The sequence below is a fragment of the Bisbaumannia salifodinae genome (assembly GCF_055388505.1).
Map to the genome: position 1 here is coordinate 1,848,467 of NZ_AP043781.1, position 15,687 is coordinate 1,864,153.

Here is a 15,687-nt window from a genome sequence, read left to right on the forward strand (position 1 = left end):
ACGGGTTACAAGGAGCTGTTCAGCCACCCCGAGTTCGTGCAGCAACTGATTGAGGGCTTCGCCCCGCCCCGAGATCGCCGGGCTGATGGACTTCGCCACCCTGCAGAACCATAGCGGCAACTACATCACGCCGCTGTTCGAGGAGAGGTTCGAGGATGTGGTGTGGTCGGTTGAGGTCCACTGGCAGGGCGTGGCGCAACAGATCTACCTGTATATCCTGCTGGAGTTCCAGTCCATGGTGGATCAGGCGATGCCGATTCGCTTGATGCACTACGTGGCCTGCTTCTACGATCATCTGCTCAAGAGCAAGGCCTTCACCCTCGGCGAGGGCCTGCCGCCGGTGTTGCCCATCGTGCTTTATAACGGTTCCCGGCGCTGGTCGGTGCCCCAGGATGTTTATGAGCTGGTCAGGCCGGAACCGCCGGCCTTCCTGCGGGTCTATCAGCCGCACCTGCGCTATTACCTGATCGACGAGGGGCGATATACTGACGAGGAGCTGGCCGAGCGTCAGACGCCGTTGAGTGGCGTGTTCGGCATCGAGAATGCGGCCGAGCGAGAGGCCTTGCAAAAGGCCGTGGATCGGGTGGTGGCCATTATTCAGGCCGACCCTTATAAGGCGCGCATCGACGCCATCGTGACCCGCTGGCTGAAGCGTCACTTGCATCGGCTTGGGGCCGATATCGATCTGAATCGGCTCAACAGCCTGGTAGAGGATAGAGAGATGCTGGCAGAGAATCTGCAGAACTGGGCGAAGAAGGAACGCCAGGAGGGCCGTCAGGAAGGCCGCCAGGAGGGCCGTCAGGAAGGCCGCCAGGAAGGGCTCCGGGAAGGCCGTCTCGAGACCGCCCGCAATCTGATCGCACGTACCGAGATGGACGATGCGATGATCGCCGAGATCGCCGGGCTGGCCGTCGAGGAAGTGGCGCAGCTGCGCGCCGAGACCCGGCACTGAGGGGCTGCTGACCGAGAACAAGCCCCCTGTCAGATCGCTGACCTGGCCCTGTTCCCTTTCCTCCTCGACGCCGCCGTCCATTACCCTGTGCCTGCGTTGTCGTTTATTTGCGACAGCGGGTGGCAAGAGTATGGCAATGGTGACCCTCGCCTGGCCAAGGCCCGAGGCCTGAACCATAGTCAACTCAGAGGCCTTCGGCCCCACCGTCTCTTGCGCGAGTCGCCATCGGTGTGGCGACCCTGGGAGGAGCCATGAAACGTACCATGACCTGTTGCACCCTGTTGGGGTTGGGCGGCCTGCTGCTGGCGGCGGGATCGGCCCTGGCTCAGCCCGCCGATCCCGGCCAGGGGCGCGGGGGCCCGCCGGAGTTCGTCGAGGAGCGGGGCGGTGGCCCCGCGACGGACGAGCGCCGCCGGGGCGACGACCCGCAGTGGAGCCGCCAGCGTGAGCAGGACCGCAATCGCTGGGAACGCGGCGATGATAGTCGGGAATGGCGTAGCCGAGAGCGGGATCATCGAGCAGATGATCGCCATGAATGGAGCAGTCGCGACCGTGACCGGGAATATTGGCGTCGGGAATACGGACGCGAGGCGCCGCAGGAGTGGGACCGCCGCAGTGGGCCGCGCATCGAGGAGGGCCTGATTCGCGAGATCTTCCGTGATAATCGTGACCTCTTGCCCCGCAGTGGGGTGGAGTCCTTGCCGCCGGGGATCCGCATGAACCTGGCGCGGGGCAAGCCCTTGCCTCCCGGCATCGCCCGCCGCTTCGACGACCGCCTTTATCGTCAGCTGCCCCGCTATGAGGGCTACGAGTGGCGCCGGGTGGGCGCGGATGTGGTGCTGGTGGAGGTCGCCAACGATATCGTCTACGAAGTACTGCGGGATATCTTTATCGACTAGCCTGCCGGTGTCATGAATACCGGCATTCGCTATACAAGACTATCCCGATCTCTTGGCATGGCGTCCAGCGCAGCGTGGGGGTGGAATCACCCACGTGGCGCTGGTCTCGCTGTACCATCTCGCGGGCGGTAACGCGGGGTACGGAGTGTTGTAAGACATCACCGATATTCATCGTACGCCAGATAAGACTGTTACCTGGCCATGTGGCCGCCCGCTGACATATGCCCTATGATCGGCCTCGGTATATTAGGATGATCGCACTGCCATGGAACAGGCCAAGCTTCTGATCTGCTAGGGGTCCTAGATTCCCCATGATTGCCAGAGAGCCAGGGAGCGCACCGGGTGATGCCACTCTATCGATGCAAGATCGTGCTGGTCCCGTTGGCCATTATTGCCGCTTTTTTCCTCTGGCGACACTATCTCTTCGCCACCATGTCCTATCGTCTTGATCCTAGGTTGACCGATGTCGTCGAAACCATGCACGATATCATGTTGCAGAGTGCGGAAGATCGGATCGTGATAAGCGATGGGAAGGTAGAGCCAGTATCACTACAGGGAATTGTCCCTGAAGATGTTATGCTGGATATAGAGAACGCTGATATTGATATCGATAAGGCGGTATTTTCACGATGGTGTCGGGAGTCATGCGTGTTTCGTTCGGCATTTGGTATTGATAGGCCTTTCGAGATTGGTTATTGGCCTTATTGGTATTTTGTATACATTTCAGGAGGAAAGCCAGAAGCAGCGATTGTGCCCTCGTTGTCTGATGCACTAGAAAATCGTGGTAATTTAGACCCGAACTTAGGCTATGCTTTTTGTGAACCGCAAGAGCAGGAGAATTGGTACCTCTGTACAGCCCTGCCTCCTAGTTGAAGCCATTACCATTTTGGCGGCGACGATGGTGGGTGGTGCCGGCCTTGAGAAGGTTGGTACCGATCTGCTAGGGGGCCAATACCCCCTATGAATGCCAGAGGGCCAGGGAGCGCACCGGGTAATGCCACTCTATCGACGCAAGATCGTGCTGGTCCCGCTGGCCATCATTGCCGCTTTTTTCCTCTGGCGACACTATCTCTTCGCTCCCATGTCCTATCGCCTCGATCCTAGGCTGAGCGATGTCGTCGAAACCATGCACGACATCATGTTGCAGAGTGCGGAAGAGCGGATCGTGATAAGCAATGGACAGGTAGAGCCAGTATCACTACAGGGAATAATTCCTGAAGCCATCATATCAAGCCTGGAAGAAGCTAACGTAGATTTTGAAAAGGCAACATTTTTACGCTGGTGTCGAGAAAGGTGCTTCTATAGAGCCTCATTTAGAATCTATAGGCCTCTTACCCCTTACAATCCATTCTGGTACTTTACCTACAGTTCAGGTGGAGGGATCGAAGAGGAAGTGGTCCCCTCTTTATCTGATGCTGTCAGAGAGAGGAATAACACTCGCCCAGAGATGGGGTATTTCTTTTGCGAGCCACTAGAGCAGGAACACTGGTTCCTCTGCACTGGTCAGCATGCTTATTGAAGCCATCATCTGTTTTGGCGGCGATGATGGTGGGGGCGCTCGGAGCCCAGGGCGGCCAGGGCCAGGTTCGTCTAGTCTGATAGCCGCGACGGATAATATTCAAGACGGGCCGTTAGGGTAGGGAACATGGATTTCGCGACGCTGTGGCAGCACACCCATACCATCGCCGTGGTGGGACTCTCCGCCGACCCCTCCCGGGCCAGCCACCGGGTGGCGGCCTTTCTCCAGGCACGCGGCTTTCGCGTCCTGCCGGTGAATCCCCGGCACGAGCAGGTGCTGGGCGAGCCTTGCTATCCCAGCCTGCTCGATCTTCCCGAGCCGGTGGATATGGTGGATGTCTTTCGCCGCTCCGAGCATTGCCCCGAGGTCGCCCATCAGGCGGTGGCCATCGGCGCGCGCTGCCTGTGGCTGCAGCTGGGGATCGTCAGCGTTGAGGCACGACGTATCGCCGAGGCGGCGGGGCTCGCCTATGTGGAGGATCGCTGTACCCTGATCGAGCTGCGGCGATTGAAAGGCTAGGCACCCGGCAGAACAACAACGCGGCCGCCGAATCATCGGCGGCCGCGTTGGCATGGCGGAATGCTGGTGCAATTACTCTTCGTTGAGCTTGGCCTCGATCTGGCGGCGTTCCTCCTCCTCATCGGCCAGGCTCTGACGCGGCAGGATCAGGTTGAGGGTGAAGGCCACCAGGGCGGCAATCACGATGGGCGAGCCACCCAGCACCAGGCGCAGGGTCTCGGGGAACTGCGCGATGGCGTCGGGTACCGCATAGACGCCCATGCTCAGTGCCAGGGCCAGGCTGACGATGGTCATGTTGCGGGCGGACATCTCGTCCTTGGTGATCAACTGGATGCCGGTCATGGTGATCATGCCGAACACCAGGATGGTGGCACCGCCCAGCACCGGGTAGGGGATGGTGGTCATCAGGGCGCCGAACTTGGGCAGCAGGCCGGCGACCACCATGAAGATGGCGGCGATGGCCAGCACATAACGGCTGATCACCTTGGTCATGGCCACGATGCCGACGTTCTGGCTGTAGGTGGAGGTGGGCAGGGCGCCGAAGAAGGAGCCCACCATGGTGGTGAAGCCGTTGCCCATCAGGCCGCCGAACAGCTCCTTCTTGCCCAGTTCGCGATTCATGCCGCCGACGGTGGTGGCGGAGAGGTCGCCGATGGTCTGCACCGAGTTGATCACGCAGATGATGACCATGGAGATGATGGCGGCGGCGTGGAACTCGAGACCGAAGGCCAGGGGCATGGGGGCGCTGATCCAGGGGGCGTCGCGCACCGCATCGAAGTTCACCAGGCCGAGCGCCATGGAGATGGCATAGCCGGCCAGCAGGCCGCAGATGATGGAGGCCAGCTTGAGGAAGCCGCTGGCGAATTGCGAGACCCCCAGCACCACCAGCAGGGTGATGCCGCCGATGGCCCAGTACTTGATATCGCCGTAGTCGGGGGCGCCGACGCCACCGGCCAGGTAGTTGATGGCGATATCGTAGAGGGAGAGGCCGATGACCAGCACCACGGTACCGGCCACCACCGGCGGGAAGAGGTGGCGAATGCGCTGGATAAAGAGCCCGGTGACCATCATGGCGATGCCGCCGACGACCTGGGCGCCGAGGATGCCCTCGAGACCGTACTGGGTGCCGATGGCGGTGAGGGTCGGGACATAGGCGAAGCCCACGCCGAAGATGGTGGGCAGCCTGGCGCCCAGTCGACCCAGGGTATAGAGCTGCAGCAGGGTGGCCAGGCCGGAGAACACCAGTGATATCTGGATCAGGAACATCTTCTCTTCGAGGCTGGCGCCCACTGCCCCGACCACGATGATGGGGACGGTGACCGTACCCATGATCATCGCCAGGATGTGCTGCAGCGAGAGCGGCATGGCTTTGGCCAGGGGAGGCTTGCCATAGAAGTCGAAGAACGAGGCGCTTCGGGGTGCCGGGTTCTGTGTCGCAGTAGTGGTGGTTGTCATAGGTTTGCCTAACGCTTGCGTGCTTTTTGTATACAGATTATTGGCGCTTAGACTAAGCGGTCAGGCAAACATCTGGCAACAATTCATGTATACAAAATGTGGCCTATAATGAATTGCCACTATTTCCCACCCTGATATCGCGTTTTCGCTTGATTTTCGGAGATATTGGCAATTAGACCTTGGTTTGATTTCGAGGCCTTGGGGACTTACCCAACCATTCCCGCCACCTCCATCGCCGAGACGTCGGATCGCCTGCTGAAGCCGGTCCTGCCACCCCAGTGGCAACCCACGCCCTGTAGGAGCTGGCTTTAGCCGGCGATCGACGGGGGGAGGGAGTTCTTGGCCCATTCCCCGGCGCTTGGGGTATACTGCCGACCGCGTCGTCGCCGGCCCGCTAGAGGCCCCTTGCAAGGATGAGCCGACGGCGCCGGGAACGAAGGGGATAACACGCAACCGTTTATCCTCGAGAGGCACCATATGACACGCATGACCCTGGCCCTGATCGTCACCGCCTTGCTGGCGGGCTGCAGCTATACCCCGGCCCGTATCACCCCCGAACCCCTGATCGAGATCGATTCCCGTGGTGGCCATCACCATCACCGCAGCCACCGTGGCGGCTTCTGTCCGCCGGGGCAGGCCATGAAGGGTCGCTGCTAGGCCGCGATATCATGGGGGCGTCCCGGCGGGACACTCGGGGAGCAATGCATTCCATGGCTTCATGGCACGATTGAAGTCATCGGGTCGGCCGGGGTGAAACGGTCCTGGAATTCCATTAAGGAATGTATAGGGCGCTTTTTTTCGTTTGAACCCCGTCCGCCTCGTCTGATTCCATAGCCAGCAATCCCTTCTGGCATGGAACAAGGCGACAGGCACCGCTATGGACCTTCCCCACATCAGTCGTTCGCTAGGCATCGTCCACCCCCTGTGCATCGAGCGCGGCCGCAACGCCGAGGTCTGGGACGAGGCCGGACGGCGCTATATCGACTTTATCGGTGGCATCGGCGTCCTCAACCTGGGCCACGGCCATCCCGCCGTGGTGGAGGCCGTCAAGGCCCAGGTGGAGACCCTGATGCACTCGGCCTTCAATGCCCTGCCGCATCGTGGCTACCTGGCGGTGGCCGAAGCCCTGGACCGCTTCGTGCCGGTCTCCTATCCGCTCTCCTGCATGCTCACCAACAGCGGCGCCGAGGCCACCGAGAATGCCCTGAAGGTGGCGCGGGGCGCCACCGGACGTCAGGCGGTGATCGCCTTCGACGATGGCTTCCATGGGCGCACCCTGGCGGCGCTCAACCTCAACGGCAAGGTCAAGCCCTACAAGGTCGGGCTGGGCAGCCTGCCGGGGCCGGTCTATCACCTGCCGTTCCCCAGCCGCGATAGCGAGGTCTCCGCCGAGGAGGCCCTGCGTGCCCTGGCTCGCCTGTTCGAAGTGGAAGTGTCCGCCGAGGAGGTGGCCTGCATTATCGTCGAGCCGGTGCAGGGGGAGGGCGGCTTCCGCCTGCTCTGCCCCGACTTCGCCCGGGCCCTGCGCGAACTCTGTGATCGCCACGGCATCCTGCTGATCTGCGACGAGATCCAGTCCGGCTTCGGACGCACCGGCCGCCCCTTCGCCTTCACTCACCTGGGCATCGAGCCCGACCTGCTGCTGATGGGCAAGAGCATGGCGGCGGGACTGCCCCTGGCCGCCGTGGCCGGTCGCGCCGAGGTCATGGACAGCCTGGTCAAGGGTGGCCTGGGCGGCACCTATTCCGGTAATGCGGTGGCCTGTGCCGCGGCCCTGGCGGTCATGGAGGTGATGCGGGAAGAGCGCCTGGCGGCCTGGGCCGAGCGACAAGAGACGCTGATGGTCGAGGCCCACCAGCGCTGGCGGGAGAGCGGCCGCTTCCCCATGTTGGGCGCCCTGACCGGGGTCGGCGGCATGCGCGGGGTGGTCTTCGAGGACACGCCCGCCGCCAGTGGGGCCGAGCACCTGGCGGCCCTGCTCGAGGCTGGGCGCGAGGCCGGGGTGCTGCTGATGCCCAGCGGCCGTAAGCGCAACGTGCTGCGGCTGCTGCCGCCGCTGACCGCCGAGCCGGCCATCCTGGAGGAGGGCCTGGCGCTGATCGAGCGGGCCCTGGCGTCACTGCCGGCCTGATTTCACGGCGGGACGGCGAGCGCCTCCCGCTACCCTGATGATAACCCCCCTCTCTTGAACCACGAGACACGAGCCATGAACACAGACGTTCTTTCCCCGGACGAGATTCGCGATCGCTTCTCCCAGGCCATGTCGGCCATGTACCAGGCCGAGGTGCCCCAGTACTCGACCCTGCTCGAGCTGGTGGAGACGGTCAATCGGGAGACCCTGGACAAGGATCCGGCCCTGGCCGAGCGGCTCGGCGCCCATGACGAGCTGGCGCGCCTCGGTGTCGAGCGCCATGGCGCCATCCGCGTCGGTAGTGCCGAGGAGCTGGCCATGCTGCGCCGCCTCTTCGCGGTGATGGGCATGCACCCGGTGGGCTACTATGACCTCTCCGAGGCCGGCGTACCGGTGCACTCCACCGCCTTCCGTCCCATCGAGGACGCCGCCCTGGCCCGTAACCCCTTCCGTATCTTCACCTCGCTGCTGCGCCTGGAGCTGATCGAGAACCCGGCACTGCGCCAGCGCGCCGAGGAGATCCTTGCCCGGCGCGATATCTTCACCCCCGGGGTGCGCGAGCTGATCGCGCGCAGCGAGACCCAGGGCGGGCTGAACGAGGACGACGCCGAGCGCTTCGTCGCCGAGGCCCTGGAGACCTTCCGCTGGCATCGGGAGGCCACCGTCGACCTGGCCACCTACCAGGATCTTCACGACGAGCACCGCCTGATCGCCGATGTGGTCTGCTTCCGTGGCCCGCATATCAACCACCTGACCCCGCGCACCCTGGATATCGACGAGGTGCAGCGGCGCATGCCGGCGGCGGGCATGGATCCCAAGGCGGTGATCGAGGGCCCGCCCCGTCGCGACTGCCCGATCCTGTTGCGCCAGACCAGCTTCAAGGCGCTGGAGGAGTCGATCCGCTTCGCCGGCGAGCAGCAGGGTACCCATACCGCCCGCTTCGGCGAGATCGAGCAGCGCGGCATGGCGCTCACCGCCAAGGGGCGCGCCCTCTACGACCGGCTGCTGAACGAGGCTCGCCGCCAGGCCAGTGGGCTCGCCAACGAGGCGCACCAGCGGGTGCTGGGCGAGGTCTTCGCCGACTTCCCCGACGGCGATGACGAGCTGCGCCGCCAGGAGTTGGCCTTCTTCCATTACCGCCTGAGTGAGGCGGGGGAAAAGGCCGGCCAGCAGGCCGGCGCCGACCTGGAGGCGCTGATCGAGCGCGGCCTGGTGGTGGCTCAGCCGATCACCTACGAGGACTTCCTGCCGGTGAGCGCCGCGGGCATCTTCCAGTCCAACCTGGGCGGCGGCGAGAACCAGGCCTATGCCGGCAACGCCAATCGCGACGCCTTCGAGGCGGCCCTCGGCGCCCCGGTCACCGACGAGCTGGCGCTCTACGCCGAGCGCCAGGAAGCCTCCCGGCGACGGGTACTGGAGGCTTTGGCCTAAAGCCAATCGCCCTTCGGGCGATATCGCGCGGCACAGCCGAGCTCCCACACTAGGCTGGGTGGCCACTGGGGTTGTGGGAGTCCGGCTCTGCCGGACGATTGGGCGACGCAGTCGCCCCTGGTGATACCCCGGATCGCCCTTCGGGCGAATCGCCGAAGCGTCGGACCGTCGAAATCCGCGCTCCCACATTAGGCTGGGTGGCCACTGGGGTTGTGGGAGTCCGGCTCTGCCGGACGATTGGGCGATGCAGTCGCCCCTGGTGATAACCCGGATCGCCCTTCGGGCGAATCGCCGAGACGTCGGACCGTGGCTATATAGCCCATATAACAACCAAGAAGCCCAGCGGCCAGGCCGCTGGGCTTCTTGGTTTCGTGGCCCCGTCTGGGGCGGGTTGGGGGTCAGCTCGAGGGGCGCGGGCTGACGGCGGGGGTGTCGCCGGCCGGGCCGGCGGCGCCCAGGTCGGTGGCGATGGCTTCGCCCTGCTCCTGCCAGAGTTGCCGCTCCGCGTCGCTGGCCTTGGGCGAGAAGAGGCCGACCTGGGCATAGATCAGGCCGATCACCGGGGACAGCCAGCAGGCGAAGGCCAGCGGGATATACAGCAGGTTCTCGACATTGCCGTCGGAGATGCCCAGCGCCAGGGCGCTGATCACGAAGGCCCCGCCGGCGTTCCAGGGAATCAGTGGCGAGATCAGGGTCCCGCCTTCCTCGATGGCGCGGGACAGGTTCAGGGTCGAGTAGCCCATGCCCCGATAGGTCGGCGCGTACATGCGGCCGGGCAGGGCAATGGACAGGTAGGGGTCGCCGGCGACCAGGTTGGTGGACACCGAGGTCAACACCGCCGAGGTCTGCACGCCCTTGAAGCTACGCACCTTGGTCATGATGGCGCGGATGATCGCCGCCAGGCAGCCGGTCTTCTCCAGTGCGCCGCCGAAGCCCAGCGCGATCAGCACCAGCGAGATGGTCCACATCATCGACTGGATGCCGCCGCGGTTGAGCAGGCTGTCGATGGCGGCGACGCCGGTGTCAATCGAATAGCCGCTGTTGGCATAGGTCAGCACGTCGTGCACGCCGACCCCCTGCACGAGCATGGCGGTGGCCGCCCCGGCCAGGGCGCCGGCGAACAGCGAGGGAATGGGCGGCATGCGCTTGACCGCCAGCGCGATGACCAGCACCGCCGGCAGCAGCAGCCAGGCCGAGATGGTGAAGTTCGCCTGCAGGGCGGCGGTGATGGCCTCGATCCGCTCGAAGGAGGCGTTGCCGTCGTCGATCAGGGTAAAGCCCGCCACCAGGTAGATGACGAAGGCGATCAGCATCGCCGGGATCGTCGTCGGCATCATGTTCTTGATATGCGAGAAGACGTCCGTGCCGGTGACCGCCGGGGCGAGGTTGGTGGTATCCGACAGCGGCGAGACCTTGTCGCCGAAGAAGGCGCCCGAGACCACCGCGCCGGCGGTCCAGTACATGGGGATATCGAAGCCCGCGCCGATGCCCATCAGGGCCAGGCCCACCGTGCCCACCGTGCCCCAGGAGGTGCCGAGGGCCAGCGAGACGATCGAGCAGAGCAGCATGGCCGCCGCCAGGAAGATGCCCGGCGAGAGGATCGTCAGGCCGTAGTAGATCAGGGTCGGCACGGTGCCGCTGGCGATCCACACGCCGATGATCATGCCGACGCAGATCAACACCGAGACGGAGGGCAGGGAGACGTGGATGACGTGGAAGATGCCTTCCTCGATCTGCTTCCAGCGGAAGCCGAGCTTGACGCCGACCAGGCTGGTGATCGCCAGGCCGATGGCCAGCGGGATATGCGGCGTGAAGTCGCCGAAGTAGAACAGCTGCACCGCCAGTACCAGCAGTGTCAGGACGACGGGAGTCAGCGCAAGCAGCAGGCTTGGCTGTTTATCATCTCTTGGAGTTGTTGGACTTGTCATGTCAATTACCCTGGGGTTGTTATGCGTTGTTGCTGATCTTGTGTGTTGGGCAATACCCCGCCTACCGATCCTGGGTATTCGGGAGCGATCGATACGGTTCGGTGACGGGAACTGCCGGAATGTATCGTCTCGGGTGGTGATTTCCTCCCTCGTTTTCCGGCTCGGGCCATTGTTATATGCTGCTAGCCTACAAGACTAAGTATTGGCCATAGCAGCTAGGAATTGGCTCCAAATAACGCTAGATTCTTTTACTTATGTCCTCCATATAGGTTGTGAGTAGCCAATATGACTACCAAGCTGGACCGTATCGATCGCCGTATCCTCAGCCAGCTGCAGGAGCATGGCCGACTCCCCATCGTCGAGTTGGCCAACCGGGTGAACCTCACCAAGACGCCCTGTGCCCAGCGGGTCCGCCGCCTCGAGCAGGAAGGGATCATCCGCGGCTACCGTGCCGACCTGGACCCGGCGCAGCTCGGGGCGGGCCATGTGCTGGTGGTGCTGGTGACCATGGAGAAGACCAGCGAAGACGCCCTGGACCGATTCAATGCGGCGGTGCGCCTGATTCCCGAGGTACAGGGCTGTTACATGGTGGCGGGGAATTTCGATTACCTGCTCAAGGTGAGAACCCACGACATCGCCCATTATCGTGCCGTGCTGCTCCAGCAGATCGGTCGGCTGCCGAATGTTCATCAGACGCACTCCTTCGTGGTGATGGAACTCGTCAAGGACGACGTGACGGTGCCGGTTCCCCTCGACTCCCTGCCCTGAGCGGAAGCGGGACCTCGGCCTCCGCGCCTGGCCGGCTCAATTGACGAGCCGCAGGCACTGTCCCGTGTGGTAGAGGGTGAAGCCCCCTTCGTAGCCGGCGCTGCGCAGGGCCTTGGCGCGGATCGGCCGGTGGCCGCGGATCGGCAGGGGCAGGGCGCCGTCGTCGCCGGAGATCAGGTAGTTGGCGAAGCCCTTGCCGACCACGGTGCCGGTGGTCACGCCGCGGCCGTTATAGCCCGAGACGCCCAGCACGCCGGGGGTGAGCTCGAAGAGGCGCAGCGTATGGTCGGGGGTGAAGGCGATGCGCCCGGTCCAGGTGCACTCCCAGTCGACGCGGCCCAGTTGGGGAAAGTAGTGGCGCTGGATGCGGTCGGCCCAGCAGCGCAGATAAGCCAGCGGCCGGCCCTCGCCGCGGCCCAGGCTGCCGAGGATCAGCCGACCTTCCGCGTCGCGGCGCAGGCTGCTGAGCACCAGGCGGGTATCCCAGGCGCCCTGGCCCCCGGGCAGGATATCGCCGGCCAGTGCCTCCGCTAAGGGCCGCGAGGCGACCTGGAAGAAGTGGCCGGGAAAGAAGTGGTCCTTGACCCGGTTCCAGTGGTCCTCGGTGTAGGCGTTGGTGGCGAGGACCAGGCGCCGGGCCTTGATGCTGCCCCGGTCGCAGGTCACCCGCCAGTCGTCCCCCGCGGCGGCCACGCCGGTGGCGGCGCTATGGGTGTACAGGCGGGCGCCGAGCGCCCTGGCGGCACGCGCCAGGCCGCGGGTATAGGCACAGGGATTGAGGGTGCCGGCGCGCCGGTCGAGCAGGGCACGGCGAATCTGCCGCGTGCCGACCGCCTGCCGACAGGCCTCGGCCTCGAGCAGTTCCACCGGGGCGCCGCGGCGCCGAAACTGTTCCGCGCGCCGCGCCAGCTCCCGCTCGCCCTTGCCATTGTGGGCCAGGTGCAGGGTACCGGTGCGGGTCGCCTGACAGTCGATGGCGTAACGCTCGATCAGCGCGAAGACCTCCGCGGGGGCGCCGCCGAGGACCCGGTTGGCGCGCTCGCCGACCGCGTCCCCCAGGATCTCGCGAATATCGTCCGGCGGGATCCACAGCCCCGCATTGACCAGGCCGACGTTGCGTCCCGAGCCGCCGCTGGGAATATCCCCCGCCTCGATCAGGGTCACGTCGACGCCGGCCTCGGCGAGGTGCAGGGCGGTGCTGAGCCCGGTGATGCCGCCACCGATCACCAGCACATCGGTGGCGTGCTCCCCGCGCAGGGAATCCAGCGCCAGGGGGGGCTCGGGGGAGGTGCTATGCCAGAGACAACCTTCCCGCAGGGGATCTCCCCCACGGCGGTCATCCCGCCGTTCTCGTGCCGCAGCTATCGACATTATTGTTCTTCCCGTGACGGTGTTCGCGGATCGGCCGCCGCCCGGGGCGGCGGCCGGACGACGGCATCAGTCGAACTTGATGCCCTGGGCCAGGGGCAGCTCGCGGGAGTAGTTGACGGTGTTGGTCTGGCGACGCATGTAGGTCTTCCAGACGTCGGAGCCGGATTCGCGGCCGCCGCCGGTCTCCTTCTCGCCGCCGAAGGCGCCGCCGATCTCGGCGCCGCTGGGGCCGATATTGACGTTGGCGATGCCGCAGTCGCTGCCCACGGCGGAGACGAAGGTCTCGGCCTCGCGCACATCGGTGGTGAAGATGCACGAGGAGAGGCCCTGGGGCACGTCGTTGTTCAGGGCGATGGCCTCGTCGAGCTCGTCATAGCCGAGCACATAGAGGATCGGCGCGAAGGTCTCGTGGCGGACCAGGTCGTTCTGCTCGGCCACCTCGACGATGGCCGGGGCCACGTAGTAGCCGTCGGGGTAGTGCTCGGCCAGTTGGCGCTGCCCGCCGAACACCCGGGCGCCCTGCTCGCGGGCCTGGGTCAGCACGCTCTGCATGGCGTCGAAGGCCTGGCGGTCGATCAGCGGGCCGATCAGGTGGCCCTCCAGGGGGTCGCCGATGGTGACGCCGGCATAGGCCTGCTTGAGGCGCTCGACCACCTCGTCCTTGATGGAGCGATGCACGACCAGGCGACGCAGGCTGGTGCAGCGCTGGCCGGCGGTGCCCACCGCCGAGAAGAGGATGGCGCGCACTGCCATGTCCAGGTCGGCGCTGGGGGTGAGGATCATGGCGTTGTTGCCGCCCAACTCGAGAATGCTGCGGCCGAAGCGGGCGGCCACCGCCGGGCCCACCTGGCGGCCCATGCGGGTGCTGCCGGTGGCGCTGATCAGCGGCACCCGGGGATCGTTCACCAGTTGCTCGCCGGCCTCGCGCTCGCCGAGGATCACCTGGCTGAGGTGTGCGGGGGCTTCGTCGCCGAACTCGGCCATGGCGCGCTCCAGCAGCGCCTGGCAGGCCAGGGCGGTGAGCGGGGTCTTCTCGGAGGGCTTCCACAGCAGGCTATCGCCGCACACCAGGGCCAGCGCCGCGTTCCAGGCCCAGGGGGCGACCGGGAAGTTGAAGGCGGTGACCAGGCCCACCGGGCCCAGGGGATGCCAGGACTCGCGCATATGGTGGCCGGGGCGCTCGGAGGCGATGGTCAGGCCGAACAGCTGGCGGGACTGGCCCACGGCCAGGTCGCAGATATCGATCATCTCCTGCACTTCGCCGAGGCCTTCCTGGAGGATCTTGCCGCACTCCCAGGTCACCAGGGCGCCGAGGTCCGCCTTGTGGCGGCGCAGCTGCTCGCCGAACAGCCGCACCAACTCACCGCGGCGCGGGGCCGGCACCCGGCGCCAGGCGGCGAAGGCCGTCTGGGCATCGGCGATGGCCTGGTCCACCTCGTCGCGGCTGGCCGAGCGCACCCGGCCGAGCTCGCGGCCATCGATGGGGGTGGTGACGCGGATATCGCCGTCGCGGTACTGGTCGGCGCCGACGCCCAGGCGCTGCATGATGGAATCGATCATTCTTTCTCCTATCATTGTCGTCAGTGAATGATTCGATGCCAGTATCACCAGGGGGCTTGTGCCCAAACAAGCGATGTTTAAGATAGATATCATTCATTATTTTCTTGTTCTGTGAGTGCCTGCGATGCGTCGTCACCTGCCTTCCCTGAATGGCCTGCAGTGCTTCGAGGCGGCGGCCCGCCACCTCAGCTTCACCCGCGCCGCCGACGAACTGAGCCTGACCCAGAGCGCGGTCAGCAAGCAGGTGGCGCAGCTGGAGGCGATGCTCCAGCATCCGCTGTTCCGGCGCATCCGCAAGCGCCTGCATCTCACCCCGGAGGGCGCGGTCTATCTCTCGGAGGCGCGCAAGATCCTCGCCCAGGTGGAGATGTCGACCCGCTATATGCAGTCCTACGGCGGTGAGTCCCAGGTGCTGAACGTCGCCACCCTGCCCACCTTCGGCGCCCGCTGGCTGATTCCGCGGCTCAAGGGCTTCCGTTTCCGGCACCCCGATATCAACCTCAATATCCTCCACCGCTCCGAGCCCTTCGACATGGCCCAGGAGCGGGTCGAGGTGGCCTTCTTCTTCGGCCATGGCGCCTGGCCGCGGGCGGAATGCATCAAGCTGCTGGACGAGGAACTGGTGGCGGTCTGTGCCCCGGCGGCGCTGGAGGGCATGGCGGTGGGGGAGCCCCTGGACCTGACGCGGCTGGTGCTGCTGCAGAGCGCCACCCGGCCCGAGGCCTGGCACGACTGGTTCGCGGCCCAGGACCAGTACACCGAGCACAGCTATCACGGGCCGCGTTTCGATACCTTCTATATGTCGTTGCGTGCCGCCCAGGCGGGTTGTGGGGTGGCCCTGGTGCCGCGCTTTTTGGCCCAGGAGGAGCTCGACGAGGGCAAGCTGGTGATTCCCTGGCCTTTCGCTCTCAAGAGCCGGGACGCCTACTACATGGCCCACCCCGAGCATATGGCCGAGCTGGACAAGGTAAGGGCCTTTATCGACTGGATTCGCGAGCGGATCGATTAAACGCCTGTGCGGCCGCGGTCTGGCTAAAGCCAGCGAGTGTGGGAGATTCTATGTTGTCCCTCAATCCGCCGCCGCGGTTTTTGTGGGAGCTCGGCTTCGCCGAGCGATTGGCGCCGCCAGGCGCCTCGGACCCCATCGGCAACCC

The 15,687-nt window shown here is 65.0% G+C and carries 14 protein-coding genes; 10 read left to right on the forward strand and 4 right to left on the reverse strand.

Features of this window, described 5'->3' with window-relative positions:
- Window positions 1-49 precede the first annotated feature (49 nt).
- The 5 genes from ACZ5EF_RS08335 (at window position 50) to ACZ5EF_RS08355 (ending at window position 3,889) form a co-directional block, all read left to right on the forward strand.
- Window positions 50-952, forward strand: a complete 903-nt coding sequence (locus ACZ5EF_RS08335; protein WP_346060569.1) for an Rpn family recombination-promoting nuclease/putative transposase — start codon at window positions 50-52, stop codon at window positions 950-952.
- Window positions 953-1,203: 251 nt separating this feature from the next.
- Window positions 1,204-1,851 (forward strand): anti-virulence regulator CigR family protein, encoded by a 648-nt coding sequence (locus tag ACZ5EF_RS08340; protein ID WP_346060568.1) that lies wholly within the window; start codon window positions 1,204-1,206, stop codon window positions 1,849-1,851.
- A 342-nt stretch (window positions 1,852-2,193) separates the two neighbouring features.
- Complete coding sequence (locus ACZ5EF_RS08345) at window positions 2,194-2,724, forward strand: hypothetical protein (protein WP_346060567.1); 531 nt, start codon at window positions 2,194-2,196, stop codon at window positions 2,722-2,724.
- 121 nt (window positions 2,725-2,845) lie between these two features.
- The gene (locus ACZ5EF_RS08350; protein WP_346060566.1) at window positions 2,846-3,370 is read left to right on the forward strand and encodes a hypothetical protein; all 525 of its coding nucleotides are present in this window, start codon (window positions 2,846-2,848) and stop codon (window positions 3,368-3,370) included.
- A 126-nt stretch (window positions 3,371-3,496) separates the two neighbouring features.
- On the forward strand, window positions 3,497-3,889 hold the full coding sequence (locus ACZ5EF_RS08355) for a CoA-binding protein (RefSeq protein WP_346060565.1): 393 nt from the start codon (window positions 3,497-3,499) through the stop codon (window positions 3,887-3,889).
- 72 nt (window positions 3,890-3,961) lie between these two features.
- On the opposite strand, the gene ACZ5EF_RS08360 is transcribed toward ACZ5EF_RS08355, so the two are convergent.
- A complete protein-coding gene (locus ACZ5EF_RS08360) occupies window positions 3,962-5,344 on the reverse strand; it encodes a uracil-xanthine permease family protein (protein WP_346060564.1) in 1,383 nt (460 codons plus the stop codon).
- 477 nt (window positions 5,345-5,821) lie between these two features.
- On the opposite strand from ACZ5EF_RS08360, the gene ACZ5EF_RS08365 reads away from it, so the two are divergent.
- From ACZ5EF_RS08365 to hglS, 3 genes are all read left to right on the forward strand, one after another.
- On the forward strand, window positions 5,822-6,001 hold the full coding sequence (locus ACZ5EF_RS08365) for a hypothetical protein (protein WP_346060563.1): 180 nt from the start codon (window positions 5,822-5,824) through the stop codon (window positions 5,999-6,001).
- A 220-nt stretch (window positions 6,002-6,221) separates the two neighbouring features.
- The gene (locus tag ACZ5EF_RS08370; protein WP_346060562.1) at window positions 6,222-7,475 is read left to right on the forward strand and encodes a 2-aminoadipate transaminase; all 1,254 of its coding nucleotides are present in this window, start codon (window positions 6,222-6,224) and stop codon (window positions 7,473-7,475) included.
- Window positions 7,476-7,550: 75 nt separating this feature from the next.
- Window positions 7,551-8,906: a 2-oxoadipate dioxygenase/decarboxylase HglS gene (gene hglS, locus ACZ5EF_RS08375; protein ID WP_346060561.1), complete on the forward strand. Its 1,356-nt coding sequence runs from the start codon at window positions 7,551-7,553 to the stop codon at window positions 8,904-8,906.
- A gap of 398 nt (window positions 8,907-9,304) precedes the next feature.
- On the opposite strand, the gene nhaC is transcribed toward hglS, so the two are convergent.
- Window positions 9,305-10,834, reverse strand: coding sequence for a Na+/H+ antiporter NhaC (nhaC, locus tag ACZ5EF_RS08380; RefSeq protein WP_346060560.1), 1,530 nt, complete (start codon window positions 10,832-10,834; stop codon window positions 9,305-9,307).
- 285 nt (window positions 10,835-11,119) lie between these two features.
- Here nhaC and ACZ5EF_RS08385 point away from each other — a divergent pair, with 285 nt between their 5' ends.
- On the forward strand, window positions 11,120-11,602 hold the full coding sequence (locus ACZ5EF_RS08385) for an Lrp/AsnC family transcriptional regulator (protein WP_346060559.1): 483 nt from the start codon (window positions 11,120-11,122) through the stop codon (window positions 11,600-11,602).
- Window positions 11,603-11,638: 36 nt separating this feature from the next.
- On the opposite strand, the gene amaA is transcribed toward ACZ5EF_RS08385, so the two are convergent.
- Both amaA and amaB read right to left on the reverse strand, forming a co-directional pair.
- Window positions 11,639-12,919 (reverse strand): L-pipecolate oxidase, encoded by a 1,281-nt coding sequence (amaA, locus tag ACZ5EF_RS08390; protein ID WP_428832110.1) that lies wholly within the window; start codon window positions 12,917-12,919, stop codon window positions 11,639-11,641.
- 120 nt (window positions 12,920-13,039) lie between these two features.
- Window positions 13,040-14,533, reverse strand: a complete 1,494-nt coding sequence (gene amaB / locus ACZ5EF_RS08395) for an L-piperidine-6-carboxylate dehydrogenase (protein WP_346060557.1) — start codon at window positions 14,531-14,533, stop codon at window positions 13,040-13,042.
- A gap of 124 nt (window positions 14,534-14,657) precedes the next feature.
- On the opposite strand from amaB, the gene gcvA reads away from it, so the two are divergent.
- Complete coding sequence (gcvA, locus tag ACZ5EF_RS08400; protein ID WP_346060556.1) at window positions 14,658-15,542, forward strand: transcriptional regulator GcvA; 885 nt, start codon at window positions 14,658-14,660, stop codon at window positions 15,540-15,542.
- The last annotated feature ends 145 nt before the right edge of the window (window positions 15,543-15,687 follow it).

Bases quoted from the DNA above. Each gene is read 5' to 3' on its own strand.
- ACZ5EF_RS08340 (WP_346060568.1), top strand. From the start codon at position 1,204: ATGAAACGTACCATGACCTGTTGCACCCTGTTGGGGTTGGGCGGCCTG.
- ACZ5EF_RS08350 (WP_346060566.1), top strand. From the start codon at position 2,846: ATGCCACTCTATCGACGCAAGATCGTGCTGGTCCCGCTGGCCATCATT.
- ACZ5EF_RS08355 (WP_346060565.1), top strand. From the start codon at position 3,497: ATGGATTTCGCGACGCTGTGGCAGCACACCCATACCATCGCCGTGGTG.
- ACZ5EF_RS08360 (WP_346060564.1), bottom strand. From the start codon at position 5,344: ATGACAACCACCACTACTGCGACACAGAACCCGGCACCCCGAAGCGCC.
- ACZ5EF_RS08365 (WP_346060563.1), top strand. From the start codon at position 5,822: ATGACACGCATGACCCTGGCCCTGATCGTCACCGCCTTGCTGGCGGGC.
- ACZ5EF_RS08370 (WP_346060562.1), top strand. From the start codon at position 6,222: ATGGACCTTCCCCACATCAGTCGTTCGCTAGGCATCGTCCACCCCCTG.
- hglS (WP_346060561.1), top strand. From the start codon at position 7,551: ATGAACACAGACGTTCTTTCCCCGGACGAGATTCGCGATCGCTTCTCC.
- nhaC (WP_346060560.1), bottom strand. From the start codon at position 10,834: ATGACAAGTCCAACAACTCCAAGAGATGATAAACAGCCAAGCCTGCTG.
- ACZ5EF_RS08385 (WP_346060559.1), top strand. From the start codon at position 11,120: ATGACTACCAAGCTGGACCGTATCGATCGCCGTATCCTCAGCCAGCTG.
- amaB (WP_346060557.1), bottom strand. From the start codon at position 14,533: ATGATCGATTCCATCATGCAGCGCCTGGGCGTCGGCGCCGACCAGTAC.
- gcvA (WP_346060556.1), top strand. From the start codon at position 14,658: ATGCGTCGTCACCTGCCTTCCCTGAATGGCCTGCAGTGCTTCGAGGCG.